The sequence below is a fragment of the Streptomyces sp. NPDC002676 genome, assembly GCF_053592455.1.
This window is the reverse complement of record NZ_JBSFVT010000001.1, coordinates 734,600-760,849: the sequence shown is the minus strand read 5'-3', so window position 1 is coordinate 760,849 and position 26,250 is coordinate 734,600. Positions and strand designations below refer to the sequence as shown.

Below are 26,250 nucleotides of genomic sequence, written 5' to 3'. Positions count from 1 at the left end.
TAGAAAGTCCCGCTCCGCCCCGGGAGAGTGAACTCAGGCCATTCACAGCGGGCTGTTCACAGTGAGGGACACCGAGCCCAGTCGGCCGAAGGAGGCCTTCACCAGGGTGCCGGGCAGCAGGTCGACGGCGCCGGCCCAGGAGCCCGCGAGCACGACCTGGCCGGAGCTGATGCCGGTGCCGTACGCGGCCAGGATGCGCACCAGGCAGGCCACGGCCTGCGCCGGGTGGCCCAGCACCGCGGAGCCGTACGCCGCCTGCACCTGCTCGCCCGCCTGGAAGACCATCTGTTCCGCCGCGAGATCCGTGCCGTCCAGCGGGACGGGCGGACCGAGCACCGCCATGCCCGACGACGCGTTGTCGGCCACGGTGTCCACCAGGCCGATGTCCCAGTGCTCGATCCGGCTGTCACAGATCTCCAGCGCCGGCATGACTTCGGACGTGGCGTCCAGTACGTCCTGCGCCGTCACGGAGTCACCGGCGAGGTTCTCGCCCAGCCGGAAGGCGAGTTCTCCCTCGATCTTCGGAGCGATGAACCGCTCCGCGTCCACGGAGCAGCCGTCGGACAGCATCATCCGGTCCGTGAGGTAGCCGAAGTCAGGCTGATCGATCCCGAACATCCGCTGGATGGCCTCGCTGGTGGCGCCGATCTTGTACCCGACCACCACCGCTCCGTCCGCCGACTCCAGCGCGCGCAGCTCGGCCTGGACGGCGTAGGCGTCCCGCAGGGTGAGTTCCGGGTGGCGTGTGGAGATCCGCGGCACCGGGCGGCGCTTTCTCCTTGCCGTCAGGAGTTCGTCCGCGAGCTGCCGGTGAAGACGGGCGTTCACTTCGTCGCCACGAAGAGCCGGCCGCCCGGGAACACCTGTGGCTCGCACTCCACCTTCGAGAAGCCGGCCGCCCGGAACTTGTCCTCCCACTCCCGCTCGCTCGGCAGACGTACGCCCATGAAGTCCGCGTGCAGGTAGGTGAAGAGCGCGCTGAACCTGCGTTCCCGGGGGTGGGGCGCGTAGGAGACCGCGTCGACCACGGCCATGAACCCGTTGTCCGCGAGCGCTTCCCGGCAACGGCCCAGTACGGCGTCGAGGACGGCCGGGTCCTGGTTGACGTCGTGCATCACGAAGCAGGCCTGGATGACGTCGGCGCCCTCGATCGGGGCGGGGTCGTCCACCAGGGACTCGACCGAGCGCTCGACGACCTGGAGCCGGTCGCCCACCCCGGCCTCCTCGGCGGCCTCCCGCGCCGCCACGCACGCAGCCGCGCTGATGTCGACCGCCACGCCCGTGCGGGTGGCGTCCCGTTGGAGCTGCTGGATCAGCAGCCGGCCGGCGCCCGCGCCGAGGTCCACCACCCGCTGTGCACCGGCCGCCTCCACCCGGTCAAGTACCGGGGGATAGAAAGCCTGTTCACCGATCCAGCGCGAACTGACCGCGACCCGGCGGCCGTCACGGCGGTGGTGCCGCGCGGCGGTCTCGCCGTCGGTGAAGAACCCCCGCGCGTTCATGATGAACGGGCCGTTCGCGCTCATCGCCCAGGACACATAGCCCGTTTGGTATCTGAGCGCCGGGTAGTCGTCCGAGACCCGGTGACGGCCGCCGGTTCCGGTGTCGACGAGCAGTCCGGCGGCGGCCAGGGCGCGCAGGTAGCCGGCGGCCCTGTCCTGTGGCACGCCCGCGTACCGGGCCAGTTCGGCGGCGGTGAAGTCCTCACCCGAGTCCAGCAGTTGGTCCACTCCGAGTTCGGCGCCGATCTGCAGGAGGGCCGCGACCGCGGCGAGGTCGGCCGCGTACTCGAGCGAGGATTCCGCCGCCCTGGGCGTGACGGTGCTCATGACGTGTCTCCTTCGTGGGTGGGACCCGGCACAGCAGCCGTTCCACGCGTGGCACCGTCCGTCACACTCCGAACCCGAATGGCTGCCGCGCGACCCACCGCTCAGCGCAACGCCGGATCCACCAAGCCGTCCACCAGTTCCCGCAGCCCTCGCAGCAGCGCCGTGGCCTCGGCCCGGTCCGCCCCGATGCACACGGCGCCGAACTTCCCGTGGTACGTGGCGGCGCTGAGCGTGTGCAGCACCACGCCCGTCGCGCGCTCGGGGTCGTAACCGAGGGGGGACTCGGTGACCGCGCGGATCAGGCGGGCCGGCCGCAGCCCCGCGTAGCGCGGGTCGATGATGGAGTCCGAGCACTCGTAGACGCGCTCGAAGCCCTCGGGCCCGCCGACGAGCAGCCGGCCGTCGGGCGTGGCGCGCGTACCCAGCACCGCGGAGGCGATGCCGAAGGCATGCCTGGTCCCCGTGCCCCGCAGATTGATCTCGCAGCCCAGGAGTTGCCAGCCGTCGGCGGTGCGCCGGGCGAGGAAGTCCACCCCGTAGTCGCCCCCGCCCACCCCTCGCTCCCGCAACGCCCGGCCGATGCGCAGCCCGTAGTCGATGAGCGTCTGCCGGTACTCGGCGCTCGCCGGGAACCGGCAGCCGGTGTAGCTCTGGTCGTGGCCGCCGAGCACCTGGTCATGGGTGGAGACCGCCTCCACCGTGCCGGCGTCGGTGATCCTGCCCTGGAAGCTGGGGCTGCACAGGGTGTCGTCCCTGATCCACTCCTCCACGACGGCACCGGTCTTCTCGACCATCCGGACGTAGTCGTCCCAGGTGATCGTGGGGTCCACGAGGGTGGCCCGGGGCAGGGCGGTGAGAACGCGTTCGGCCGGCGCCTTGTCGTCGCTCGCTCCATAGGCCCCGTTCTTCCCCGGCGAGAGCCCCAGGTCGTCGAGGTCCAGCAGCGCGTTGCCCAGACCGGCTCCGTTGGCGGCGTCGTCCAGCTTGATCATCACCGCGCGGTGCCCCGAGCGCGCCAACCGCGCCACCTCCACGGCGATGTCGGCCAGGGTGTGGCGCAGCTCGTCGGAGCCCACGGGGACCGGGATGCCGGCCTCGGCGAAGAGGCGGCGGCCGGACTGCTTGGTGCCCAGCGGAATGCAGGACGAGTGCGGCTGGTTGCCCGGCACCCCCAGCTCCCGGGCGAAGCGCTCCAGCGGTGCGGACGGTTCGAAGTACTTCAGCCGGACGTCGCCGCCGTCGCGCCGATGACTGTCCAGGAACTCCCGGATGGCCTCGCGGACCACGGCGGCCTGCGGGTTGTCCGGATCGAGGACCTTCTCGCTCAGCCAGCGGGGGCTGAGGTCGTCCACGCCCACCAGGCGAACCCGGGTGCGCGCGTCGCCGTGGCCGGGGCCCAGCAGCCCGAGGTAGTAGTCGACCTGCTCGTCGGCGTCCAGCACCGGCGGCGCGGTGACGTACAGGAGAGTGCCGTCGCCCCGGCACACCGTGTCGATGATCGCCCAGCCGAGCAGCCGCTCCGGGAAGAAGGACGCGCCGGTGAAGCGCCCCAGGATCTGCGGATCGCACTCCCGGCTCTGGATGTGGACCTGGGCCGGGCCGCGGCGAAGCTGGGTTTCCACGGTTACCTCCTCAAGCGCGTTTCGACCGTAGCCGCTGCCGCCCGGCCCGGCCACCGACGCGCTTGGAAGGGCGAGGTCAGAGACGGCGTGCTACGTTGTGGAAGCAGTGCGTGAGCGCCCCTGTGCGCCTCATGACTGGCCTACCGGCAAGTGCGGTCCCTGATGACCGCCGGAGCGGGCGGTGCGGGCTCGGACCCGCCTCACATGAGCCCGCCGTATCGGGCCGGACGGTGAGACCTTCGATCCCCCTTCTCTCCCTTCTCCCCCTTTTTTCTCTCCCTTCTTTCCCCTCTCCTCTCTTTCCCCTTTTTCGCAGGCCGTGCGAAGCCCCTTTTGCCTGCCCTGACCTGCCCAGGGAAGGACGGTACAGACATGGAACGGAACGGACGGCTGTCCGCCGCGGTGCTCGGTGCGGGCCTCATCGGGGTCGACCTGATGACGAAGGTCATGCGGTCGGACGTCCTCGACCTCCGGCTCGTCGTCGGACGGGACGGCGACACGCCGGGCCTGCGGCAGGCGGACCGACTCGGCCTGCCGACGGCCACGGACGGCATCCGGTCCCTGACCGACGCCGATGACGTGTTCGACGTGGCGTTCGACGCGACCAACGCGCTGTCGCACGCCGAGCACGCCGAACAGCTGGCGCCGCTCGGGACCATGCTCATCGACCTGACGCCGAGCAAGGTCGGCCGGATGGTGGTGCCGACGGTCAACGGGCCGGACGCCCTCGCCCACCGGGACGTGAACATGGTCAGCTGCGGCGGCCAGGCGTCGATACCGATCCTGCACGCCATCACCCGGCAGCACCGTGTCGCGTACATCGAAGTGGTCACCACGGCCGCCAGCCTGAGCGTCGGCCCCTCCACGCGGCTGAACCTCGACGAGTACATAGGGACCACCCAGGACGCCGTCCGGGCCCTCACCGGGGTCGACCGGGTCAAGGCGATCCTCAACCTGAGCCCCGCGAAGCCCCCGGCGACGTTCCGGGTCGCCATGTCTCTGCTCGGCGAGGACCTCACCGAGGCGTCCGTGCGTCCGCTGGTCCAGGAGGCCGCCCGCGGCATCCGGGACTTCGCCGGCGGTTACGAGGTCACGGCCTGCACGGCCGACGGCGAGAAGGCCTTCGTCGCCGTCGAGGTCACCGCCTGCGGCGAACGCATTCCGGAGTACGCCGGAAACATCGACATCATCAACGCCGCCGCGCTCCACGTCGCGGAGCAGTACGCGGCCGACCACCTTGCGACCGCCGGGGCGGTGACGTCATGAGTCAGAACACAGGCACGAACTCCACCGCCGCACAGCACATTCAGATCCACGACCCGACTCTGCGCGACGGTCACCACGCCGTCCGCCACCAGCTCAGCCGTGAGCAGCTGCGCGCGTACGCGGCGGCGGCCGACGCCGCGGGCATCCCCGTGGTCGAGGTGGGGCACGGCAACGGCCTGGGCGCCTCCTCCCTCCAGGTGGGGCAGGCCCGGTGCAGCGACGACGACATGCTGTCGGTGGTCAGGGAGGCCCTGCAGCACAGCAAGATGGGCGTGTTCATGCTGCCCGGCTGGGGCACCGTGGAGGACCTCAAGAGGGCCATGGCCCACCAGGTCGACCGTGTGCGCATCGGCACCCACTGCACCGAGGGGAACCTCGCCGAGCGGCACCTCGGGCTCCTGCGCGAGGCGGGCGTGGACGCGCACGCCGTCCTGCTGATGAGCCACATGGCGAGCGCCGAGCGGCTGGCCGAGGAGTGCGCCCTCCTCGTCGGCTACGGCGCGACCGGCGTGGGCATCCTCGACTCCTCGGGCCACTACCTGCCGGCCGACGTCACCGAGCGCATCGGCGCCATCCGTGCGGCCGTCTCGGTGCCCGTGCTGTTCCACGGGCACAACAACCTGGGCATGGCCGTGGCGAACTCGGTCGCCGCGGTCGAGGCCGGGGCCGACATCGTGGACGCCTGCGCCCGCGGCTTCGGCGCCGGGGCGGGCAACACCCAACTGGAGGTCGTGGTACCGGTCCTGGAACGGCTGGGCTACTCGACCGGCATCGACCTGTACCGGCTCCTCGACGCGGCGGACATCGCCGAACAGGAGCTGATGGACTCCCCGCCGACCATCGACTCCGTCGGCATCGTCAGCGGCCTGTCCGGGGTGTTCTCCGGGTTCAAGACCCGGGTGCTCGACATCGCGCAGCGCGAAGGGGTCGATCCGCGCGACGTCTTCTTCGAACTGGGCCGGCTCCAGGCGGTGGCCGGTCAGGAGGACCTCATCGTGGACGTGGCGCTCAACCTGCGCGACGCGAAGCACCAGGAGACGGACGAAAGGACGGCGAGCCATGTTTGAGGTTCTGCGCGGCATCCTGGTCGACGAGCTCCAGATGAGAGCGGACGACATCGTGCCGACGGCCACCCGGACCGAGGTGGGGCTGGACTCCGTCGCCCTGGTGGAGCTGGCGGAGCTGCTGAGGACCAGGCTCGGCATCGAGATCCAGGACTACGAACTGGCGGAAGCCCCCACCCTCGCGGATCTCGCCCGCCTCGTGGCGGAGCGCCGCCGGACTCCGGCGACAGGCCACTGACGGAGGCGAAGCCATGCTGTCGAGCAGCACGATCGTAAGCGAGCGCACAATCGGGCGGACAAGCGAACGGACGGGGCGGGCAGCGGACCACGCGTCCCTGTCGCGCCGGGTGACCGTGTCCCCGGGGATGTGCAGCGGCGGATCGCTGATCTTCGGGCGCATCGGGGACTGGACCTGGGAGGCCGTCGCGGCGGCGTCCGGGACGAACGTGCACGCGGCCCGCACCGCCGAAGGACAGCCTGTCTACCTGTCCTTCTACTACTACCGGGTGCGCGGCGGACGCACCGTCCACCCGCACGGCCTCGCCTTCGGCGACGAACTCCAGGTGGACTCCCGGGTCTTCCAGTTCGGCAGCCAGTCCGCGCTGACCCTTCACCGGCTCGCGCCCGCCGAACTCGGCCTGACCGACGGCCCGTTGAAGCCGAGCGAGGTGTACGACGAGCCGCACCCGGACTGTCTGTACGTCGAGAACGTCAACCGCTGGGTGGCCCGCAGCCGACCCGGCAGCAACCAGGGCCTCGCCGAGGTGGCGCCCCCGGACTTCGCCTACGCCGACCTGCCGCGGCTGCCCAGCGACTACTCGCCCCGCACGTTCGTGGGCCGCGCCCGCGAGGCCGGCAGTTTCCACTCCGAGGACCCACGGGGACTCGTTCCGGCCGGCCCGGTCCACACCTTCGAGTACGCGCTCGACGTCACCCGGGACCTCAACGGCGCGGGCCTGGTGTACTTCGCGGCGTACTTCTCCATCTTCGACACGGCCCTGCTGAGCCTGTGGCGCTCGCTGGGGCGCAGCGACCAGGGGTTCCTGCGGCGCAAGGTGGTCGACCAGAAGCTCGGCTACTTCGGCAACGCGGACCCCGGTGCCGTGTTCACCATCTCCGTCCGCAGGTGGCACAGCGAAGCCGACCCGCGCACCGAGATCGCCGACATGGCGATGCGCGACGCGGCCACCGGCCGTCTGCTCGCCGTCGCGAGCATCGAACTCGAACTCACCTGAGCAGCCGAGGAGGCAGGCCATGGAGAGGCAGGCCGTGGAGAGGGAAGAACGCATACGCCACTGCCACGAGCTGTACGAGCTGGTGGACGCGGGCGACGTGTCCGGGCTCGTCGCGCTCTTCGACCCGGAGGCGGTCTACCGCCGGCCCGGCTACGACCCGCTCGTCGGCCGGAAGGCCCTGGAGCACTTCTACCGGGAGCAGCGGGTCATCAAGGACGGCCGTCACACCCTCGCCACCGTGCTGATGGAGAAGGACAGCGCGGCGGTACAGGGTTCGTTCGCCGGAACGCTGCACGACGGGAGCAGGGTGTCGCTGCGCTTCGCGGACTTCTTCACCTTCACCGCGAGCGGTGCCTTCCGCACCCGCGACTCCTTCTTCTTCACCCCCCTGGTCTGACGCCCACCGGCTACGGGTTCTCCCAGGCCGCGGATGACGTCCGCCACACTGACCGCCGCCGCGTCCCGCGGCGCGGATCGCCGAGGATCCCCTCCAGGAACTTGTGCGGAATGGCCTGTACGGCGGCGATTTCCTCCGCCTTCACCGGGCCGTCACCCTGCCTACGGCCAGCTCAGCACCGCCCGTACCGCGTAATCCTCCCGCGCCGAGATCCTCATGGGTCCATCGCGGGGCGTTCCGCCATGGAGAATGGCCGGACCCGCGCCCCGTAAGATCGCCCGGGAGGATCCACCTTGGCGCTCAGCAGACGTACCTTCAGTTCCCTCGCCGGCTCGGCCGCGCTCGGTCTCGCCCTGGGCGGCAGCAACGGCTCCGGGGCCACTTCGGCGTACGCGGCGCACAGCGTGCCGACCGGTCCGGCGCCCGCCCCGCCGAGCGCCGACGGCGAGCGGCACACCATCGGCTACGACCGCTACTCCCTGCTGGTCGACGGCAAGCGGCTGGTGGTGTGGTCCGGCGAGCTGCATCCCTTCCGGCTGCCCAGCCCCTCCCTGTGGCGGGACGTCCTGCAGAAGATGCGCGCGCACGGCTACAACGCCGTCAGCATCTACGTGGCCTGGAACTACCACTCCCCCGCGCCGGGCCAATACGACTTCACGGGCGTCCGCGACCTCGACCTGTTCCTGCGCATGGCCGCCGAGACCGGGCTGTACGTCATCCTGCGGCCCGGCCCGTACATCAACGCCGAGGTCGACGGCGGCGGCTTCCCCGGCTGGCTGACGGCGACGAAGGGCTCGGCACGCACCGCCGACCCGGCCTATCTGTCGTACGCCGACGAGTGGCTCACGCAGGTGAACCGGATCGCCCGCAGGCACCTGTACACGCGGGGCACCGGCACGGTCCTGCTGTACCAGATCGAGAACGAGTACGACGCCCACGTCACCGAGGCGACCGGCCGCGAGTACATGTCCCACCTGTACCGCAAGGTGCGGGCGGACGGCATCGACGTTCCCCTCTTCCACAACGACAAGGGCAGGAACGGGTACTGGACTCCCGGGTCCTTCGACACCGGCGGGGACAGGGGCAGTTGGCTGTACGGGTTCGACGGGTACCCCTCGCCCACGCAAGTTCCGCCCGACTGGGGACACTTCGGGACCGGAGGGGCCACCGGCGGGGCCACGGCCTCGCCGCGCACGCCCGGGTTCGTGCCGGAGTTCGGGGGCGGCTGGTTCGACCCGTGGGGCGGGGCCTGGTTCGACGGCAAGGGGTACGCCGAGTCACGGCGCACCCGGGATGCCGCGTACGAGCGCCGCTTCTGTCTGACCAACCTCGCCAACGGCATCACCCTGCACAACGTCTACATGACCTTCGGCGGGACGTCCTGGGGCTGGCTGCCGGCGCCCGTCGTCTACACCTCGTACGACTACGGCGCCGCGATCGACGAGGCACGGAACGTCACCGAGAAGATCGCGCCGATGCACCAGCTCGGCCATATGCTGCAGCGCGTCCCCGACTTCGCCAAGCTGGACCGGGCGGCGGACGTGAAGGCCGAGGGGCTGAAGGTCTACCACCTCACCAACCCGGACACCGGCGCCCATGTGTACGTCGCCCGCAACGACGGCACCGAGCCAGTCACCGCCGGGCTGCCGACCGAGGCCGGCAACCTGCGGGTCACCGTGCCCGCCAAGGACGCCAAGCTGCTCACCACCGGGCTGGCCCTCGGCGACCGGAAGCTGAAGTGGTCCACCGCGCAGCCCATGCTGTGCCTGACCGCCGGACGGCAGGACATCGCTGTGTTCACCGGCCGCCGGGACGAGATGGTCCAACTGGTGCTGGACTGCCCCACCGAGCCGAACGTCATGCGGCTGGACCCGGAGGCCGCCTGGGTCTACGACCGCGGGGAACTGCACGTCAGCGTGCCCCTCGGGCAGGGCGGCCTGACCCGGGTGCTGGTGCAGAAGGGCGACAGCGACACCCCCCTGCTGCTGCTCTTCGCCGACGACGCGACGGCCGCGCTGATGTTCCCGTACGACACCCCGTCCGGCACCCTGCTGGTGTACGGCCCGGCACTGCTGCGCCATGTCGAACTGCGCGGCTCGGAGGTCCGCTTGACGGGTGACATCACCGTCGAGACGACCGTGGAGGTGTGGGGGCCGCGCGGCATCGGGAGCGTGGTGTGGAACGGGCGGACCCTGCCCACCCGGGTCACCGGCTCCAGCAGCCTGATGACCACCGGCATGGTGCCCGCCGTGCCCGAGGTGCGGCTGCCCGCGCTGGGCGGCTGGCGGATGCGCACGGAGAACCCGGAGGCGGGCCCGGGCTTCGACGACTCGGGCTGGAAGCGCGCCGACAAGACCTCGTCCTTCAGCACCACGCCCGTCCCCGACGGGCAGCCGGTGCTGTTCGCCGACGACTACGGCTTCCACTACGGGGACGTCTGGTACCGGGGCACCTTCGACGACTCCTCCGGCATCGAGGAGGTCTCGCTCGCCTACAGCAGCGGCACCCAGGGCCTGTTGATGGCCTGGCTGGACGGCGAGCCGCTGGGCACGCACCGGTTGCCCGTGCCGGACAAGAACGCCACGATCCGCAAGGGCAGTTGGACCGACACGGCGGTCTTCCCGGTGCGCGGGGCGCTCCGCTCCCCCGGCCGGCACGTGCTGTCGGTGCTGGTGCGGCGGATGCAGCACGACCAGGACGGCAAGGCGCTCGACACCCACAAGGCGGCCCGCGGGCTGACCGCCGCCACCTTCAAGGGAGCCTCGCCCGACGTGAGGTGGCGGATCCAGGGCGAGGCCGCCCCGGACCCGGTGCGCGGCCCGCTGAACAACGGCGGCCTGTACGGGGAACGGGAGGGCTGGCACCTGCCCGGCTTCAAGGACCACGACTGGGAGGCGGTGACCTTCCCGCGGGCCGAGCGCAGGCAGGGCGTGACCTGGTACCGCACGACGTTCCGGCTGTCGGTCCCGGCCGACATCGACGCGTCCGTCGGCCTGACCCTGGAGGACGATCCCTACCGCGCCTACCGGGCGCAGATCTTCCTCAACGGCTGGAACCTGGGCCAGTACATCAACAACGTGGGCCCGCAGCACACCTTCGTCCTGCCGAACGGCATCCTGCGCACCCGGGGCACCAACACCCTGGCGCTGGCGGTCCTTTCGGAGTTCACCACGCTGTCGGGTCCCGGTTCGGCACGTCTGACCCTGCTCGGCAGCGCGAGCGGCGGGGTCCCGGTCACGCCCGTCTGACCGCGTTCCAGGACAGTTCGGCGTCGCGGTCCCCTGTTGAACAAGCGCTCGCCGGATCGCATGACGCGGGCACATCACGGCGCGTAGGCTCGGACGAGCCGCACCTCGGCGGCGCGAAGGGGGACCGATGGGCTTCGGGGGAGCGCGCGAGCGGGCGGTGCGGCTGACCGCGCGGATGCTGTGCCCCCAGCGCCGGGCCATGCGCGCGCTGGCCGCCGACCTCGCCGCCGCGATCCGCGCCCGCCCCGATACGCCGGTCGGTGTACGGGAGTTGTGCCGCGCGTTGTGCGAGGAGATGAGCGCGGTGCGGGCCGGGCGGCCGGTGAAGCTGCGGTTCGAGAGCTTCCCGGACGAGATCGAGGTCACCGGGCTGTGGGTCGAGTTCGCCGACTTCGACCTGGTCATCGTGGAGGAGCGGGCGGAGGCAGTGCAGCAACTGGTCATCCTCGGGCACGAGTTGTGGCATCTGCACGCCCGGCACCAGCACCACCACCTGACCGGGGAGACCGCGGCCCGCGCCCTCGCCGACGCGCCCGGCTGGCGGGACATGGCGCTGACGGTGGCCGCCCGCAACGGCTCCCGCGAGAGCGACGAGGCCGAGGCCGACGACTTCGGCCACCGCCTGGCCACGCTGTTCCGGTCGCACCTCGCCGGGGCCGCCGGCACCCCCCTGAACCCCATACAGCGCTCCCTCGGCTACCGAGGACGATGGGGAGCCGTGCGGTGACCCGGCTGGCACTCGACGTCCCGAAGCTCCTCAATCACTGCTACATCTCCTTCTGGATCCCCACGACGGTCCTCACCGCCGCCCTGCTGATCAAGCTGCCCACGATCATCCGGCTGTGGCGGGACCCGCTGCTGCGCGCCGTCGGCGGTCTGCTGGTGCTCGCCTGCGCGGTCTTCGTGTTCTGCACGCCGTCCACGATCGCCGCGGTCAACCGGCTGACCGGGGTGCCCAACATCTCCGCGCCCTGGTGCTATTCGCTCGTCACCGCGATGTCCGGCTCCTGCCTGTGGCTGATCATCGCCTGGCGCAACGGCCTGACCGACGGCTCGGCGGCCACGCGGCGGGCGATGCGCATGGTCGTCACGGCGTACACCGGGGTGATCGCCGCCCTGTGGGCGCTGTTCCTGCTCGCCGACGTGCCCGTGGAGCGGTTGCGGGACCTGGACACCTACTACGCCACCACGCCGGGCATGCGCGAGGAGATCCTGCTCTACCTCGTCGCGCACACCCTGGCCTGCGTGACCAGCTCCCGTCTCGTCTGGAACTGGGTGCGCACCGAGGGCCTCGACGCCTGGCTGCGGTGGGGGCTGAAGCTGCTGGGTGCCGGGTTCGTGCTGAACCTGATCTTCGACGCGGCCAAGCTGACCGCCGTCTTCGCGCGCTGGTGCGGGCGGGATCTGGACTGGCTGAGCACCGATCTCGCGCCGCCGGTCGCCGCACTGTGCGCCATCCTGGTCGCGGTCGGCTTCATCCTGCCGCACATGGGCCAGTACCTGCACGACCGCTGGCGGGTCCGCCTCGCGTACTGCGAACTGCGGCCCCTGTACCGGCTGGTGCGGACGGTGAGCGGAGAGGGCCTGCCCTTCGTGCTGCGCTCCACTCCCGAACTCCGGCTGACCCGGCGCGAGACGTTCATCCGTGACGTGCTGCTGCAAATGGCCCGGCACATCGACGCCGACCTCGGCCTCCGCTCGTACGAGGCCGCGCTCGGGCTCGGGTATCCGCGGGAGCGGGCACGGGAGCTGTCCACTGCGGTGGCCGTTGTGGACGCCGTCCGGACCAGGGCCCTGGACCCGGACGCGCCCGAGCCGGCGGCCGGGGCCGACACGCTGGGCCTGCTCCAGGCGATCGGAGCGATCTCCCGGGCCCTGCGCAGCCCCGAGGACATGGAGAGGATCCGCGCTCACATGGCGACCATGCCGGAGCCCGTGGCGGTACCCGAGTGACTACGGCTGGGCCTGCCCCGCGAACGCCGGTTGGGGCAGGCCCTGACCCGCGTCCGGGATCGCCAGGAGCGAGCCCGAGAGCGGGTGCGGGGACGGCAGGCCCACGCGGGCCGTCGTGATGTACAGGTCCGTCAAGTCCGGGCCGCCGAAGGCGCAGGCCGTCGTGCGCGGGGTGGGCAGCTCGATCACCCGGTCCAGGGCGCCGTCCGGCGTGTACCGGCGTACCGCTCCGCCGTCCCACAAGGCCACCCACACACAGCCCTCCGCGTCGACCGTGAGGCCGTCCGGGAAGCCGGCGCCCTCCTCGATCTCCGCCAGGGTGCGGCGGTTGCGGATGCCCTCGGCGTCGTGGTCGAAGACGTCCACGCGGCGGGTCGGGCTGTCGGCGTAGTACATCAGGCGGCCGTCCGGGCTCCAGCCGGTGCCGTTGCTCACCGTGGCGTCGGGGAGGACCGTGTGCGCCGTACCGTCCCCGGTCAGGCGGGTCAGCGTGCCGCCGCCCGGCGCCTCGTCGTAGCGCATGGTGCCCGCCCAGAGGGAGCCGTCGGGGGCCACGGCGGCGTCGTTGCCGCGGCGGCCCGGCACCGGCTCGTGGTGCAGCCAGTGGAAGGTGCCGTCGGGGTCCAGCAGGCCCACGCCGTCCCGGAGGTTGAGCACCAGGCCACCGCCCGCCCGGGGCTTCGCCGCGCCCACGTGCTGCTCCGTCGTACGCACCGAACGGCGCCCGGACGAGGGGTCGTACGTGTGGACGCGCATGCCCAGGATGTCCACCCAGAGCAGGCGGCCCGCCGCCGGGTCCCAGGTCGGGCCCTCGCCGAGCAGCGCCTGCGCCCGCACGGCGACGTCGTACGCCGTCACCCCGCGCTCCGGTGGCCCAGCCGCTCCGACAGCTCGGCCGCGCCCTTGAGCGCGAGCTGCTCCAGGTCGCCCCGGCGTTCGTCGCTCCAGCGGATCATGGGCACCGAGATGGACAGCGCGGCGACCACCTGGCCGCTGCGGTCGCGCACCGGGGCGGCCACGCAGGACACGTCCGGGTTGGACTCGCGGCTCTCCACCGCGATGCCCCGCTGCCGGATCTCCGCCAGGGCCTCGCGCAGTGCGGCGGGATCGGTGATGCTGTTCGGGGTCATCGCGGTCAGCTCGGCACCGTCCGGGATCCGCGCGGCCAGCTCCTGCTCCGGCAGCGCGGCCAGCAGCATCTTGCCGACCGAGGTGCAGTGGGCGGGCAGCCGGCGTCCGGCGGCGGACACCATGCGCACCGCGTGCGTGGAGTCGACCTTGGCGATGTAGATGACGTCGGTGCCCTCCAGGATGGCCACGTGCACCGTCTCGTCGCAGGTCTCGGCGACCGAGCGGGCCACCTGCTGGCCCTCGGCGGCGAGGTCGAGCTGCTCGGCGTAGCGGCTGCCGAGCTGGTACGGGCGTACGCCGAGCCGGTAGCGTCCGGGCTGTCCGGGCACCTGCACGATGTACGAGCGTGCGGCGAGCGTGGTGACCAGCTCATGCACGGTGGTGCGCGGCAGCTGCAGCTTGCGCACGATGTCGGGGGCGGAGAGCGTCCCGTCCCCGTCGAGGAACAGCTCCAGAATGTCGAGAGCCCGGGTCACGGCAGGCACGAGGCGTCCCACGTCCGGCCCCCTCCCTTGGGTCTAAGCGCCTGTGTCCGGGATATCTGTTGTTCGAGATATCAACAGGCGATCGTCATGACGAACACACAGGCTAGCCAGAGGGACTTCCGCGGGCAATGGCCGGGATTGAGCCAGGCACCGTGGGGCGCGGGGCCGGGCACGATGGGTCTCATGCAACTCGACTTCCAGCTGGTGCTGCTGCGCCGCATGGCCGACCACAATCCCGGCCTGGTCGAGGACGCGCGCCGGAGGCTGGGCGCGTCCATCGCCGACATGCGGGAGGCCAACAAGCGTTGGCAGGCGATGGTCCGCTCCCCCAGATCCCGGTCCGCCGCCGCCCGGTACCGCTCCGTCCTCGGCGAGCCCGAGTCCGTCGTCCCGCGCCGCCTCGGCGACGTCGACTGCGAGGCCCGGCGCTGGGCCCTGCCCCTCTGGCCCGACCTGCGCTTCGAGGTGCTCGTCTCCCCCGACGGCGCGGTCTGGAACGAGTGGCTGGTACGCGCCCCGGGCGCCCCGGCCCCCCGGCTGGAGACCCTGGACGACCTCACCCCCTGGTCCTGCACGATCGACGAGGCCGCCCGCGCCTTCGCCCCCGCCCGCCCGCTGGAGGGCACCGCCCCCACCCGGTGGGGGCTGGCGTTCACCGCCCCCGACCGGGAGGGCGTACGGCACGAGGTGGCCGCGGAGTTCACCTGGGGGCTGCTCCAGCGGACGGCCGTCAAGGCCTAGGAGACCTGGGCGTCGAAGGACGTCGCCCGGCTCTGCTTCTCCCACGCGGTGACGTCCTCGCGGACCTGGTCGAGGTGGGCCAGGACCGCGCTCACCCCGTCGTCGCCGAGCGGCAGCCGCAGCGGGGTGTGCTCCGCCTCCAGCGCGGCCAGGATGACGGCCGCCGCCTTGGCCGGGTCGCCGGGCTGGGTGCCGTCGCCGCCGGCCACGAAGCCGCGCGTCTCGCCGACCTTCGCGTACGCCCCGCTGTCCGCGCTGGCCCCGGCCCGGCCGGTGTCGAACAGCGAGGTCCGGAACGCGCCCGGCTCCACGATCAGCACCTTGATGCCGTGCTCCGCGACCTCGTCCGCGAGCGCCTCGGACAGGCCCTCCAGCGCGAACTTCGTCCCGCTGTAGGCCCCGAAGCCCGCGAAGGACATCTGCCCGCCCATGCTGCTCATCTGCACGATCGCGCCCGAGCGCCGCTCCCGCATGTGCGGCAGCACCGCCCGCACCAGCGCCGCCGGACCGAAGAAGTGCAGCTCGAACAGGTCGCGCAGCTCCTGGTCGCTGGTCTCCTCGACGGCGCCGACGTGCGTGCGGCCCGCGTTGTTGACCAGTACGTCGATCCGCCCGTGCCGGGCCACGACGTCCCGCACGGCCGCGTCGATCCCGGCCAGGTCGGTGACGTCCAGCTGCAGCGCCTCCACCTGGTCGGGATGCGCGGCCACCAGGTCGTCCAGCGCCTCGGGGCGCCGGGCCGCGCCGATCACCACGTCACCGGCGGCCACCGCGGCCTCCGTGATCGCCCGCCCGAAGCCGCTGCTCGCACCGGTCACCAGCCATACCTTGTTCACGACAACTCCCCGTAAGTTCCTGGCTTCTCGCCCAGGTCTTCCTGACACGCACCAGCCTGCTGCCGAATGCCGTTGCCCGTCCAAGACCCGTGGTGATAACCAACAGCTATGACCACCGACGTCCATGCCCGGGACCTGCGCTACTTCCTCGCGGTAGCGGAGGAGTTGCACTTCACGCGCGCCGCCGAGCGGCTGTACGTGTCACAGCCCGCGCTGAGCAAGCAGATCCGGGCGCTGGAGCGGCAGTTGGGGGCGGAGCTGTTCCGCCGGGACCGGCACGAGGTGGCGCTGACACCCGTGGGCGAGGCGCTGCTGCCGCATGCCCGGCAGGTGCTCGACGCGTGGGAGGCCGGGGCGGCGGCGGTGGAGGCGGCCAAGGCGGCCCAGCGCAGCACGCTCGTGGTGGGCATGAGCACCAGTCCGGGCCGGGGCGGGCTGCTGCCCGCGATCCGCTCCCGCTTCACCGCCGCACAACCGGAAACCACGGTCCGGCTGCGCCAGGTGAGCTGGGACGATCCGACGGCCGGCCTGGCGGACGGCGGCGCGGACGTCGCCTTCGTCTGGCTGCCGCTGCCCGAGGAGGAGCGCTACGACTGGACAGTGGTCGTCGCGGAACCACGCCTGGTCGCCCTACCCGACACGCACCCGCTCGCCGCCCGCGCCGAGATCGACTTCGCCGACCTGCTCGACGAGCCGTTCCTCGCGCTGCCGAAGAGCGCGGGCCCGCTGCGCGACCACTGGCTCGCCCTGGACGCACGCGCGGGCCGCCCACCGCGCATCGGCGCGGAGATCGCCGGGGCGGAGGAGACGTACGAGGCGCTGGTCGCGGGCCTCGGGGTGTGCCTGGTGGCCGAGGGCAACGCCCCGTTGATCACCCTGGGCGGGGTCACCACCCGCCCGGTCCGGGGCCTCGGCCCCGGCCGGTACGCGCTGGCGTGGCGGCGCGAGGACGGAGGGCGCCCGCTGGTCCGGGCGTACGCCCAAGCCTGCCGCGACACGGTCAGCCGGTGATGTCCCCGGCCGCCTCCACAATCGCCTCGGTGACGCGGGACAGCGAGCCCGGGTGCAGCCACAGGAACAGGTTCGGCTCCACCAGCTCCAGCTCCATCAGCCGGGGCTCGCCGTCCTCGCCGTCCACCAGGTCGACGCGTGCGTACAGCAGGCCGGGCGCGCCGGGTACGGCAGCCAACGCCTTCTCGGCGACGGCGAGTTCGGCGTCCGTGGGCTGCCAGGGCACCAGGTCCGGGTGGGCCACCTTGTCGGCGTCGTACGGGGTGCCCGGGGCGAGGACGGCGCCCTTGCGGCTGGCATGCAGCAGCCGCCCGCCGAAGAACTGCAGCGCCCGCTCCCCGCTGACGTCTATTCCGCGTACGTACGGCTGCACCATCGCGGTGAAACCCTCCGCGTGCATCCGCGCGAGCTGCCGTACGGCCGTGTCGTGCTCGGCGGGCGTGTAGCGGGCGGCGAACCGGGCGCCGGCCCCGGAGGTCGGCTTGACCACGTACTCGTGGTCGTCGGGCAGGTCGGCGGGCTCGCCCGGGGCTATGTACCGCGTGGGCACGGTGGGCACACCGGCCGCCGCCAGCTCCCCGAGGTAACGCTTGTCGGTGTTCCAGCGCACCACGGCAGCGGGGTTGGCCAGCCGGGTCGCACCCCCGACCCGCTCCACCCAGTCCGCGAACTGCGCGGCCCGCCAGCTGTAGTCCCAGGTGGAACGGATGACGACGAGGTCGTAACCACCCCAGTCCACCGCCGGGTCGTCCCAGTACCGCACCTCGGCCTCGGCACCGGCATCCGTCAGCGCCCGCGCCAGCACGGGCAGATCGGCGTCCGCGTGCGGCTCGGCTCCGGGGTCGTAGGTGGCGAGTGCGATGCGGGGCACGGCGGGGCTCCCTGTCGTACGGCGGTTCGATCACGGTGAGGCTAACAACCGCCGCGGGAACCGGGACAGGGCATTTGACCTTCACCCTTGCTCGCCCGGCGGTCCGGACAACGTGAGCTGTGTCGTCGCCGACGTGGTTTCGCCCACATGCCCATCCGCCTCCGTCGGATGGAAAATGGAAAGGTGCTGTCGTCCCCGACGGCATACCCCGACAGGCAAGGAGTGCGCCCCGTGTCCTCCCTCTTTCCCGCTCTGACGGACGGGCCCGGTGACCGGGTCGCCCTGCGGTTCGGTGAGCGGTCGTTGACGTACGGCGGGCTCGCCCGGGCGGCGGGTGCCGTCGCCGCGCGGGTGCGGGGCGCGGGCCGGGTCGCCGTGTGGGCCACCCCGGAGCTGGAGACCGCCGTCGCCGTGACGGGCGTGCTGCTCGCCGGGGTGGCCGCGGTGCCGCTGAACCCGAAGTCGGGCGAGAAGGAGCTGGCGCACATCGTCGGCGACAGCGCTCCGGAGCTGATCCTCACCGCGCCCGGCACGGAACTCCCGTCCGTCCTGGGCGACTTGCCCCGGCTCGACGTGGACGCGTCCGCCACCGGTGCCGTTGCGGACGAGCACGCCGTCGACGGCGACCCCGCGCTGATCGTCTACACCTCCGGCACCACCGGCCCGCCCAAGGGCGCCGTCATCCCGCGCCGGGCCCTCGCCTCGACCCTGGACGCGCTCGCCGGCGCCTGGCAGTGGACGGCGCAGGACGTGCTGGTGCACGGGCTGCCGCTGTTCCATGTGCACGGGCTCGTGCTGGGCATCCTCGGTCCGCTGCGGCGGGGAGGTTCCGTACGGCATCTGGGGCGGTTCGGCACCGAGGGTGTCGCGCGCGAGCTGAACGACGGCGCGACCATGCTGTTCGGGGTGCCGACCATGTACCACCGCATCGCCGAGGCCCTGCCCGGTGACCCGGAGCTGGCCAAGGCCCTGGCCGGGGCCCGGCTGCTGGTCTCCGGCTCGGCCGCGCTGCCCGTCCACGACCACGAGCGGATCGCCGCCGCGACCGGACGCCGGGTGATCGAGCGGTACGGCATGACCGAGACCCTGATGAACACCAGCGTGCGGGCCGACGGGGAGGCCCGCGCGGGCACCGTGGGTGTGCCGCTGCCCGGTGTCGAGCTGCGGCTCGTGGAGGAGGACGGGACCGAGATCACTGAGTTCGACGGGGAGAGCGTCGGGGAGATCCAGGTGCGCGGGCCGAACCTGTTCACCGAGTATCTGAACCGGCCCGACGCCACCGCCGCCGCGTTCACCGCCGACGGGTACTTCCGCACCGGGGACATGGCCGTGCGCGAGCCCGACGGGTACGTCCGGATCGTCGGGCGCAAGGCCACCGATCTCATCAAGAGCGGTGGTTACAAGATCGGGGCCGGTGAGATCGAGAACGCCCTGCTGGAGCATCCGGGGGTGCGGGAGGCCGCGGTCACCGGCGAGCCGGATGCCGACCTGGGCGAGCGGATCGTGGCCTGGATCGTGCCCGCCGATCCGCAATCGCCGCCTGCCGACGACGAGTTGGCCGATCATGTCGCCCGGCGGCTCGCCCCGCACAAGCGTCCCCGAGTCGTCCGCCACCTCGACGCCCTGCCCCGCAACGACATGGGGAAGATCATGAAGCGGGCGCTGGTGGCCGATGCCTGAGCGGCTGTCCGCGCGGGAGTTCCTGGGCCTCGTCACCGATCCCGGCTCCTTCGGCGAACTCCCGGTCGCGGAAAGGGTCCCGGCTCCCGACGGGCCGCTGGGCTGGCAGGGGTACGACGCCTCTCGCGCCCGTGCCGCCCGACGCACCGGCGAGGAGGAGTCCGTCGTCTGCGGCACCGCGCGCGTCGAGGGCACCCCGGCCGTGCTGATGGCGTTCGAGTTCGGCTTCCTCGGCGGCTCCCTGGGCGAGCGCACCGGCGACCGGCTGGAGGCGGCGTACACATACGCCCGTGAACACCGGCTGCCCGTCGTGCCGTTGGTCGCCACGGGCGGCAGCCGGATGCAGGAGGGGATGCTCGCGCTGACCCAGCTCCAGCGGGTGGCCCGCCAGTCGGTGCTCACCCGGGAGGCGGGGCTGGCGCAGGTCGCGGTCCTGCGGGATCCCACGACGGGCGGCGGCTGGGCCACCCTGGGCGCGGGCGCGGACGTCGTCCTCGCCCTCCCCGGCGTCCAGGTGGGCTTCGCCGGCTCCCGCGTCCGGCCGCCGGACGCCGACCCGGCCGCATACACGGCGCAGGCGCAGCTCGCGGCGGGCTCGGTGGACGCGGTCGTGCCGGCGGAGGACCTGAAGCGGACCCTGGGCCTGTGGCTGCGGCTGCTCACCACGCCCGCAAGCGAGGCGGCGGCCCCGCCCCGAGCGCTGGGCGACAGTGAGCTGCCCGGCACCGGGTGGGATGCCGTCCGGCGTGCCCGCTCCCCCGAACGACCGCGCGCCCACACCTACTTGGACGCATACTTCGCCGACCGCCTGGCCCTCTCCGGCGACCGCTGCGGCGGGACCGACACCGACGGGATGCTGTGCGGGTTCGGGCTGCGTGACGGCCGTACCGTGGCGTACGCGGCGCAGACCGGGACGGCGACGCGGCCCGCCGGGTACCGCACCGCGGCCCGGCTGATCCGGCTCGCGGACCGGCTCGGGATCCCGGTGCTGACCCTGGTGGACACCCCGGGCGCGGCCAATGACGCGGAGGCCGAACGGCAGGGGGCCGGGGCGGCGATCGCGGAGGTGTTCGCCGCCGTGGCCGGTGCCCGCACCCCCGTCACCACGCTCGTCATCGGCGAGGGCGGATCGGGCGGGGCGCTCGCGCTGGCCGCGCCCGGCAACACCTGGGCGACGCCGGACAGTTACTTCTCGGTGATCGCCCCCGAGCTGGCGGCGGCCATCCTCAAGCGCCCGCCGGAAGAGGTCGAGGCGACCGCGGGGCAGTTGCGCATCCGGCCGCAGGACCTGGTGGAGCTGGGGGTGGTGCGCGGCATCGTCGGCGCCGCGGACCACCCCCGCCCCTGAGCTACTTCACGGACACCGCGCGGACCAGCTCCTGGGTGACCGAGCCGCCCTTGTCGTCGCGGGCCGAGGCCCGCAGGGAGACGTGGGCGGCGCCGCCGGGCACGGTCAGCGTGCCGTGCCAGGAGGCTCCGCCGGCGGCCGTGAGCGGGACGGGCCGCCAGGTCGTGCCGTCGTCGTACGACACCTCCAGCCTTCCGCCGCCGAGGGTGCCGGTGCCGGACGCCTTCGCCACGTACGAGGCGCTGAGCCCGACCGGGATCCGCTGTCCGGCGCGCACGTTCCCGGCGAGGTCGGTGCCGAGGTCGTAGGCGAGGTTGATCAGCGGGAGGTAGGTCCAGCGGTCCTCCGGCGTGGCGGCCGAACGGAAGGTCCACTCGGTGTGGCCGCGCGTCGCGAGCTTCCAGTGCCCGGCGTCGAGGGCGGTGTCGGTGACCACCTTGTAGGTGTGCTCGCCGGCGGGCGCGTCCCAGACGTAGGCGGCGGAGCCGGTGCGCACCCGGTCGACCAGGGTGCCGTCCAGGTAGACGCCGGTGGTCTGCTGCATCCCGCTGTCCTCGCTCCACACGTCGCCGAAGCCGGTGTGGTCGGGCCCGGAGTCACCCCAGCCTGGGGTGTTCAACTCGATCTGGTTTCCGGCGCGTTGCTGGCCCCAGCCGAGGCCGGTGCCGAGCCACGGGTGCCACACCGGGCGGAACCAGTTCAGCTCGGGCCGGGTTGCGCCGGTGTAGCGCACCAGTCCGCTGCGTTCCTCCAGCGTGCCGTCGCCGATCGCGACCGACTCGTGCCAGCGCTGGCCGCGGCCGGTGGACACGTAGTCGGTGCGCTCGGCGGGCAGGTCGACGCGCTCCTGGAAGCCGAGGCCGATCGGGAAGGTGCCGGTGATGGAGTAGCGGAACTCGCCGCCGCTCGTCGCCTCGGGGGCGTGGAACTTGACGTGGACGGCGGCCAGTTCGTCGTCGTCCGGCACGTAGGTGAGGTCGCGGTCGGGGATCGCGCCCCGGTGGCCCTCGGACAGGTCGTACACATACGGGGAGTTGCGGGTGCCGGTCATCTCGACCGTCCGCCGCGCCCGCAGCCGGGCCGCGTCCGCCGCGTTCACCGTGGCGATCTGCAGCGGCCGGTCGGCGTCGTCGGCCGTGCCCCACCAGGCCATCAGCCGGCCGGGCGCGTCGTCGGTCACGAACAGCGCCTTGGCGCCCGCGTCCTGGGCGGCCCGGGCGAGCGCGGCCGGGTCGGCGCCGTCGGCGAGACGGGCCAGTACGGCCTTGCCGGACACGCCGGTGAAGGGGCCTTCACCCACGTCCACCAGCGGCAGCCGGGCCCGGCCCTCGATCAGCGTGCCGCCCGGCTGGACGGTCGCCTCGCGGACGCCCTCGACCTCCAGCATCGGCTTGGCCAGCCGCCACACGGTCCGGTACTCGAAGCTGCCCTGCGTGACCTTCTCGGTCGGCGCGGCGAAGACGCTGTCGTAGGTGAGCGGCACCTGGACCGCACCGAACAGGTCGGCGCCGTCCGCCTTCCGGTCGTACTCCATGAGGAGCTGGTGGGTCTCGGTGCGCCGGTCCACCGCGGTCTTGACCTCCCGCAACGTCCGCCCGTCCAGGGTGACTTCGCGGTCCCGGTCGAGGGTGATCTGGGGCGCCGCGAGGAAGCCGAGGCCGAGGGAGTCGGCGCCGTGGCTGCCGCGCACGTCCAGGAAGGAGGCCACGGTGTACGTGCCGGGGCTGAGGCGGAGCTTCAGGGTGCCGGAGTCGTCGACGTGCGCGGGCTGGGCGTCCTCGCCCTCGGTGAGCCGCTGCACGGTGAGATCGGCGGCGGTGGGGGCGCCCGCACGGTCCAGGACGCGGACGGTGAGCGTGTACCGCTCCTCCTCCTTGACCAGCCCGAACGCGGTGTGCGCGACGGTGTTCCCGGCCGGGTCGGCCGCCACGATCTGCCCGCTGCTCTCGCCGACCGGCGCCTTGGACACGTTCCCGGTGACGGTGGTGGAGGCGGTGCCGTGCGCGGGGACGGTGAGCGTGGAGTCGGCGAGGGTGGCTTCGCCGTCGGGGGCGCCCTGCACGGAGAGCGCCAACTGCACAGGCGCGTCGGACGAGTTGCTGTAGGTGAGGGTCCGGGTGACCGGCTTGTCGGCGGCGTACGGCCAGGCGTAGAAGCCGAGGTCCGCGCTGCCGGTGGCGGTGATCTGGGCCTTCACGGCGTCCGGGACGCTCACCCGTCCGGCGCCCAGCACATAGGCGGAGGCGTCCAGTTGCTTCGAGCTGGACATCAACGCGTCCTTGAGTCGCGCGCCGCTCCAGTCGGGGTGCTCCTCGGCGAGCAGGGCGGCCACTCCGGCGACGTGCGGGGTCGCCATGCTCGTACCGCTCAGGGTGGTGTAGTAGCCGCTGCCGTCGACGAGTTGGGAGCGGGCGGCGAGGATGTCGACGCCGGGGGCGGAGATGTCGGGCTTCAGCGCGTTGTCGCCGTAGCGGGGTCCGGCGCTGGTGAAGTAGGCCGCCTGGTCGGCGGAGTCCACCGCGCCGACGGTGAGGGCCGCGTCGGCGGCTCCGGGCGAGCCGATGGAGGACGGGGCGCCGGTATTGCCGGCGGCGACGACGAAGAGCGCGCCGGTCTCCCGGGAGAGCGTGTTCACGGCCTGGGCCATGGGATCGGTGCCGTCGCTGGGCTCGGTCGACCCGAGGCTCATGGAGACGATCCTGGCGTGCACGTCCCGTGCCGCCCACTCCATGCCCGCGATGATCTGGGACTCGCTGCCCGAGCCCTGGTCGCTGAGCACCTTGCCGACGGCGAGGGTGGCGCCGGGCGCGACGCCCTTCTCCGTGCCGCCGGAGGCGGCGCCGCTGCCGCCGACCGTGGAGGTGACGTGGGTGCCGTGCCCGTTGCGGTCGGCGACCTCCTGCCCGTCGATGAAACTCCTGGTGGCGGTGGTGCGGTCGGTCAGGTCGGGGTGGGTCAGGTCGACCCCGGTGTCGAGGACCGCGACGGTCACCCCCTTGCCGGTGAGTCCGGCGTCCCAGCCGGCCTGGGTGCCGATCTGGGCGTTGCTCTCGGCCATGTCGGCCTTGACGCGCCCGTCGAGCCAGACCTTGTCGAGGCCGCCGCGGTGGGTGAAGGAGTGCCAGAAGGTCCGCCCCCGGTCCGCCTCGACGGCGGCCCCGTGAAGGCTGGCGAGCGACCGGGTCTTCTCGGCCCCGGCGGGCGTGGCGGCGCGGGCGCCCTTTGCGTAGGTCACGATCAGCGGCAGCGCGTCGGCCCTGGCGTCGGTGAGCCCCTGCCGGATCAGCCCGCTGACGTCGAACAGCCGCCGGTCGAGGGCGCCGGACCGCAGATACGGCAGCGCCTCGTCAGGTACGACGGTGATGTCGCCGTTGCCGGTCCGGGTCCGTACGGCGCCGGTGGCCCCGCGGGGCCGCTGCACGGTGACCGTCTTCCTGCCGTGCCCGAGGTCGGTGACGGTCACCTTGTCGCCGGTGACGAGGGTGACGGCGGTGGTGGCGGTGGCGGCGGTGGCCGTGCCGGGGGTGCGCGGCACCGCGGTGGCGGCTTTCTGCGCGACCGCCGCCCCGCCCGGCGACAGGGCGATCACCAGCCCCGCCGACAGCAGCGCCGCCCCACGTCTGACTGGTCCTCTGGTCATCCACGCCTCTTCTCGTGTCGAGTGCGTCGAGTACGTCGAGTACGTCGAGTACGTCGAGTACGTCGAGTGCTGAGACGAGTGTCATGTGCCCAGAGGCGCAGGGGTGTTGACCGGTGCTGGCGGGAAGGTGTCCTGGCATGTTTCCGCCAACCGTGAGGAAAAAACACGCAGTTGTAGCAGACGTGATCAAGTGCCTTCCGTGACAATGGAGTCATGAGCAGGCTGGTGGAGTTCGAGACCGAGGACGGCGCGTTCGTCGTCGTGGAGACGGCGGAGCCCGCGACCGGCACCCGGCTCGTCGCGCGCGGCGAGGGCGGCGAGGGCCCGGCCGCGCAGACCGCCCGCACCTTCGAGGGCGCCCTGGCCGGGGTGCGCTCCGCCGCCCAGTCCGCGCTGCGGGTCTTCCGGGACGGCGCCCTGCGCCCGGACTCCGTGGAGCTGGAGTTCGGCGTGAAGCTGACCGCGGAGGCGGGCGCGATCATCGCCAAGGGCGCGGCGGAGGGGCAGCTGGTGGTCCGGCTCGGCTGGTCCGCGCAGCGGGCGGCGGAGCAGCAGAGAACCGCGGAACAGCCGTCGTCGACAGGGCAGCAGCCGACGGTTCCGGAACCGGTCACGGCCCCGGAGTCCACCACCGAGGCGTGAGCCGCGCCGGAAACCGCCCATTCAGCCGCACCCCGCCCGGCCCCCTCCAGAAGGCGCCCGCCCCTCTGCGCCGCGCAGGATGCCAGTGAGCCCGCCGAAAAGGGCGGTCGCTCAAGGCCTGCGCACTCGGGAGGATCTGCCGTGACCGTCAGCCTGGAGCAGTTGCGCCGCTGCCACTTCGCCGTCGACCTGGGCGCGGCCCGTACCCGGGTGTATGTGAAGGGCGCCGGTCTCGTCGTCGACCAGCCCTCGGCCGCGGCGGTGAACACGCGCACCGGCGCGCTCATCGCGGTGGGCGAGTTCGCGGAGAGGATGACGGGGCGGACGCCGAGCTACATCCGGGTCGTACGGCCCGTGTCCGGCGGCACGGTGGTCGACATCGAGATGGCCCAGCGGATGCTGCGGCATCTGCTCGGCGACAAGATACGCCGAACGCTGCGCCGCAAGCCCCGGCTGCGCGCGGCGGCCTGCACCCCGCACGACGCCGATCCGCTCGCACAGCGCGCGACGATCGAGACGCTGGTGGGGCTGGGGGCGCGCCGGGTGGAGCTGGTGGACACGCTGATCGCCGCCGCCGTGGGATGCGGGCTGCCCGTCGAGCGGCCCGAGGGCACCATGATCATGGTGTGCGGGGCGGCGGCCACGCAGGTCGCGGTGCTGTCCCTGGGGTCGATCGTCACCGCCGAGCGGATCCCGGTGGGCGGTGAGGCCGTCGACCACGCGATCGTGCAGCACCTGCGGCACGAGCACGAGCTGATGCTGCCCAGCCAGTCCGTACGGCCGCTGCAGCTCGCCCTGTCCGGGAACGGGCTCACCCCGCACGGGCCGAGCTCGACCGAGATCCACGGGCGGGATGTGGCCACCGGGCTCGCCCGCAGCGTGCGGGTCGACACGGCCGCCGTGCGCGACGCCATCCAGACCCCGCTGACGGCCGTCCTCGACGGCATCGGCAAGGTGCTGCGCGTCTGCCCGCCCGACCTGGTGGCCGACCTCACCGACCGCGGGATCATGATGGTCGGCGGCTCCGCGCTGCTGCCCGGCTTCGACCAGATGCTCCGGCAGGCCACCGGGATGCCGGTGCACATCGCCGAGCGGCCCGACATCTGCGCCGCGCAGGGCATCGGCGCCATGCTGGAGGGCAAGATCGAGCCCCTGGTGCTGGACCCGCTGGCCGCCTGAGACCACCGGACCCGGCACACTGGGAGACCGTGCCGGAAGGCGGGCCGCGCCATGTGCGCGGCCCGCCTCTTG

At 72.6% G+C, this 26,250-nt stretch carries 22 protein-coding genes and 1 pseudogene; 14 read left to right on the top strand and 9 right to left on the bottom strand.

Features of this window, described 5'->3' with window-relative positions:
• Positions 1 to 42: 42 nt before the first annotated feature.
• The 3 genes from ACWD3E_RS03525 to ACWD3E_RS03515 form a co-directional block, all read right to left on the bottom strand.
• Entirely contained in the window at positions 43 to 828 is a 786-nt protein-coding gene (locus ACWD3E_RS03525) for a 2-keto-4-pentenoate hydratase (protein WP_451385857.1), read from the bottom strand.
• Positions 825 to 1,829, bottom strand: coding sequence for a class I SAM-dependent methyltransferase (locus ACWD3E_RS03520; RefSeq protein WP_451385856.1), 1,005 nt, complete (start codon positions 1,827 to 1,829; stop codon positions 825 to 827). The genes ACWD3E_RS03525 and ACWD3E_RS03520 overlap by 4 nt, the downstream gene beginning before the upstream one ends.
• 101 nt (positions 1,830 to 1,930) lie before the next feature.
• The gene (locus ACWD3E_RS03515; protein WP_451385855.1) at positions 1,931 to 3,451 is read right to left on the bottom strand and encodes a peptide ligase PGM1-related protein; all 1,521 of its coding nucleotides are present in this window, start codon (positions 3,449 to 3,451) and stop codon (positions 1,931 to 1,933) included.
• Positions 3,452 to 3,823: 372 nt separating this feature from the next.
• Here ACWD3E_RS03515 and ACWD3E_RS03510 point away from each other — a divergent pair, with 372 nt between their 5' ends.
• From ACWD3E_RS03510 to ACWD3E_RS03490, 5 genes are read left to right on the top strand one after another with little or no spacing between them, the layout of a single operon-like run.
• The gene (locus tag ACWD3E_RS03510; protein ID WP_451385854.1) at positions 3,824 to 4,717 is read left to right on the top strand and encodes an acetaldehyde dehydrogenase (acetylating); all 894 of its coding nucleotides are present in this window, start codon (positions 3,824 to 3,826) and stop codon (positions 4,715 to 4,717) included.
• Entirely contained in the window at positions 4,714 to 5,784 is a 1,071-nt protein-coding gene (dmpG, locus tag ACWD3E_RS03505) for a 4-hydroxy-2-oxovalerate aldolase (RefSeq protein WP_451385853.1), read from the top strand. The genes ACWD3E_RS03510 and dmpG overlap by 4 nt, the downstream gene beginning before the upstream one ends.
• A complete protein-coding gene (locus tag ACWD3E_RS03500; RefSeq protein WP_451385852.1) occupies positions 5,777 to 6,019 on the top strand; it encodes an acyl carrier protein in 243 nt (80 codons plus the stop codon). The genes dmpG and ACWD3E_RS03500 overlap by 8 nt, the downstream gene beginning before the upstream one ends.
• A gap of 31 nt (positions 6,020 to 6,050) precedes the next feature.
• Positions 6,051 to 7,016 carry an LnmK family bifunctional acyltransferase/decarboxylase gene (locus ACWD3E_RS03495; RefSeq protein ID WP_451386486.1) on the top strand — a complete coding sequence of 322 codons (966 nt, stop codon included), beginning with the start codon at positions 6,051 to 6,053 and terminating at the stop codon, positions 7,014 to 7,016.
• Positions 7,017 to 7,035: 19 nt separating this feature from the next.
• The gene (locus ACWD3E_RS03490) at positions 7,036 to 7,413 is read left to right on the top strand and encodes a nuclear transport factor 2 family protein (protein WP_451385851.1); all 378 of its coding nucleotides are present in this window, start codon (positions 7,036 to 7,038) and stop codon (positions 7,411 to 7,413) included.
• Between the two features lie 64 nt (positions 7,414 to 7,477).
• Here the strand turns inward: ACWD3E_RS03490 and ACWD3E_RS03485 are convergent.
• Positions 7,478 to 7,631: pseudogene (locus ACWD3E_RS03485) on the bottom strand (transcriptional regulator); the annotation flags it as partial.
• A gap of 75 nt (positions 7,632 to 7,706) precedes the next feature.
• On the opposite strand from ACWD3E_RS03485, the gene ACWD3E_RS03480 reads away from it, so the two are divergent.
• The 3 genes from ACWD3E_RS03480 (at position 7,707) to ACWD3E_RS03470 (ending at position 12,614) form a co-directional block, all read left to right on the top strand.
• A complete protein-coding gene (locus ACWD3E_RS03480) occupies positions 7,707 to 10,661 on the top strand; it encodes a beta-galactosidase (RefSeq protein WP_451385850.1) in 2,955 nt (984 codons plus the stop codon).
• Between the two features lie 127 nt (positions 10,662 to 10,788).
• Positions 10,789 to 11,388, top strand: coding sequence for a toxin-antitoxin system, toxin component family protein (locus ACWD3E_RS03475; RefSeq protein WP_451385849.1), 600 nt, complete (start codon positions 10,789 to 10,791; stop codon positions 11,386 to 11,388).
• Complete coding sequence (locus ACWD3E_RS03470) at positions 11,385 to 12,614, top strand: MAB_1171c family putative transporter (protein ID WP_451385848.1); 1,230 nt, start codon at positions 11,385 to 11,387, stop codon at positions 12,612 to 12,614. Before ACWD3E_RS03475 ends, ACWD3E_RS03470 begins: the two co-directional genes overlap by 4 nt.
• Here the strand turns inward: ACWD3E_RS03470 and ACWD3E_RS03465 are convergent, their stop codons facing one another.
• Entirely contained in the window at positions 12,615 to 13,472 is an 858-nt protein-coding gene (locus ACWD3E_RS03465) for an SMP-30/gluconolactonase/LRE family protein (RefSeq protein WP_451385847.1), read from the bottom strand.
• On the bottom strand, positions 13,469 to 14,242 hold the full coding sequence (locus ACWD3E_RS03460) for an IclR family transcriptional regulator (RefSeq protein ID WP_451385846.1): 774 nt from the start codon (positions 14,240 to 14,242) through the stop codon (positions 13,469 to 13,471). The genes ACWD3E_RS03465 and ACWD3E_RS03460 overlap by 4 nt, the downstream gene beginning before the upstream one ends.
• Before the next feature lie 162 nt (positions 14,243 to 14,404).
• Between ACWD3E_RS03460 and ACWD3E_RS03455 the strand changes: the two genes are divergently transcribed.
• Positions 14,405 to 14,971, top strand: coding sequence for a hypothetical protein (locus ACWD3E_RS03455; protein ID WP_451385845.1), 567 nt, complete (start codon positions 14,405 to 14,407; stop codon positions 14,969 to 14,971).
• Here ACWD3E_RS03455 and ACWD3E_RS03450 read toward each other — a convergent pair.
• Complete coding sequence (locus ACWD3E_RS03450) at positions 14,968 to 15,807, bottom strand: oxidoreductase (RefSeq protein ID WP_451385844.1); 840 nt, start codon at positions 15,805 to 15,807, stop codon at positions 14,968 to 14,970. The two genes, ACWD3E_RS03455 and ACWD3E_RS03450, sit on opposite strands and share 4 nt — an antisense overlap.
• 108 nt (positions 15,808 to 15,915) lie before the next feature.
• Here ACWD3E_RS03450 and ACWD3E_RS03445 point away from each other — a divergent pair, with 108 nt between their 5' ends.
• A complete protein-coding gene (locus ACWD3E_RS03445) occupies positions 15,916 to 16,818 on the top strand; it encodes a LysR family transcriptional regulator (protein ID WP_451385843.1) in 903 nt (300 codons plus the stop codon).
• On the opposite strand, the gene ACWD3E_RS03440 is transcribed toward ACWD3E_RS03445, so the two are convergent.
• A complete protein-coding gene (locus ACWD3E_RS03440; RefSeq protein WP_451385842.1) occupies positions 16,808 to 17,689 on the bottom strand; it encodes an ATP-grasp domain-containing protein in 882 nt (293 codons plus the stop codon). The genes ACWD3E_RS03445 and ACWD3E_RS03440 overlap by 11 nt on opposite strands.
• A 231-nt stretch (positions 17,690 to 17,920) precedes the next feature.
• Between ACWD3E_RS03440 and ACWD3E_RS03435 the strand changes: the two genes are divergently transcribed.
• Positions 17,921 to 19,369 (top strand): acyl-CoA synthetase, encoded by a 1,449-nt coding sequence (locus tag ACWD3E_RS03435; protein WP_451385841.1) that lies wholly within the window; start codon positions 17,921 to 17,923, stop codon positions 19,367 to 19,369.
• Positions 19,362 to 20,717: a carboxyl transferase domain-containing protein gene (locus tag ACWD3E_RS03430; RefSeq protein WP_451385840.1), complete on the top strand. Its 1,356-nt coding sequence runs from the start codon at positions 19,362 to 19,364 to the stop codon at positions 20,715 to 20,717. Before ACWD3E_RS03435 ends, ACWD3E_RS03430 begins: the two co-directional genes overlap by 8 nt.
• Before the next feature lies 1 nt (position 20,718).
• Here the strand turns inward: ACWD3E_RS03430 and ACWD3E_RS03425 are convergent, their stop codons facing one another.
• Entirely contained in the window at positions 20,719 to 24,357 is a 3,639-nt protein-coding gene (locus tag ACWD3E_RS03425) for a S8 family serine peptidase (protein WP_451385839.1), read from the bottom strand.
• Positions 24,358 to 24,570: 213 nt separating this feature from the next.
• Between ACWD3E_RS03425 and ACWD3E_RS03420 the strand changes: the two genes are divergently transcribed.
• Both ACWD3E_RS03420 and ACWD3E_RS03415 read left to right on the top strand, forming a co-directional pair.
• On the top strand, positions 24,571 to 24,999 hold the full coding sequence (locus ACWD3E_RS03420) for a CU044_2847 family protein (protein WP_451385838.1): 429 nt from the start codon (positions 24,571 to 24,573) through the stop codon (positions 24,997 to 24,999).
• Positions 25,000 to 25,140: 141 nt separating this feature from the next.
• Positions 25,141 to 26,178, top strand: a complete 1,038-nt coding sequence (locus tag ACWD3E_RS03415) for a rod shape-determining protein (RefSeq protein ID WP_451385837.1) — start codon at positions 25,141 to 25,143, stop codon at positions 26,176 to 26,178.
• Positions 26,179 to 26,250 lie beyond the last annotated feature (72 nt).

What these genes read in the sequence shown, in the direction of transcription:
- ACWD3E_RS03445 (WP_451385843.1), top strand. Translation starts at nt 15,916, where the DNA reads ATGACCACCGACGTCCATGCCCGGGACCTGCGCTACTTCCTCGCGGTA.
- ACWD3E_RS03430 (WP_451385840.1), top strand. Translation starts at nt 19,362, where the DNA reads ATGCCTGAGCGGCTGTCCGCGCGGGAGTTCCTGGGCCTCGTCACCGAT.
- ACWD3E_RS03475 (WP_451385849.1), top strand. Translation starts at nt 10,789, where the DNA reads ATGGGCTTCGGGGGAGCGCGCGAGCGGGCGGTGCGGCTGACCGCGCGG.
- ACWD3E_RS03425 (WP_451385839.1), bottom strand. Translation starts at nt 24,357, where the DNA reads ATGACCAGAGGACCAGTCAGACGTGGGGCGGCGCTGCTGTCGGCGGGG.
- ACWD3E_RS03510 (WP_451385854.1), top strand. Translation starts at nt 3,824, where the DNA reads ATGGAACGGAACGGACGGCTGTCCGCCGCGGTGCTCGGTGCGGGCCTC.
- dmpG (WP_451385853.1), top strand. Translation starts at nt 4,714, where the DNA reads ATGAGTCAGAACACAGGCACGAACTCCACCGCCGCACAGCACATTCAG.
- ACWD3E_RS03490 (WP_451385851.1), top strand. Translation starts at nt 7,036, where the DNA reads ATGGAGAGGCAGGCCGTGGAGAGGGAAGAACGCATACGCCACTGCCAC.
- ACWD3E_RS03500 (WP_451385852.1), top strand. Translation starts at nt 5,777, where the DNA reads ATGTTTGAGGTTCTGCGCGGCATCCTGGTCGACGAGCTCCAGATGAGA.
- ACWD3E_RS03455 (WP_451385845.1), top strand. Translation starts at nt 14,405, where the DNA reads ATGGGTCTCATGCAACTCGACTTCCAGCTGGTGCTGCTGCGCCGCATG.
- ACWD3E_RS03520 (WP_451385856.1), bottom strand. Translation starts at nt 1,829, where the DNA reads ATGAGCACCGTCACGCCCAGGGCGGCGGAATCCTCGCTCGAGTACGCG.
- ACWD3E_RS03420 (WP_451385838.1), top strand. Translation starts at nt 24,571, where the DNA reads ATGAGCAGGCTGGTGGAGTTCGAGACCGAGGACGGCGCGTTCGTCGTC.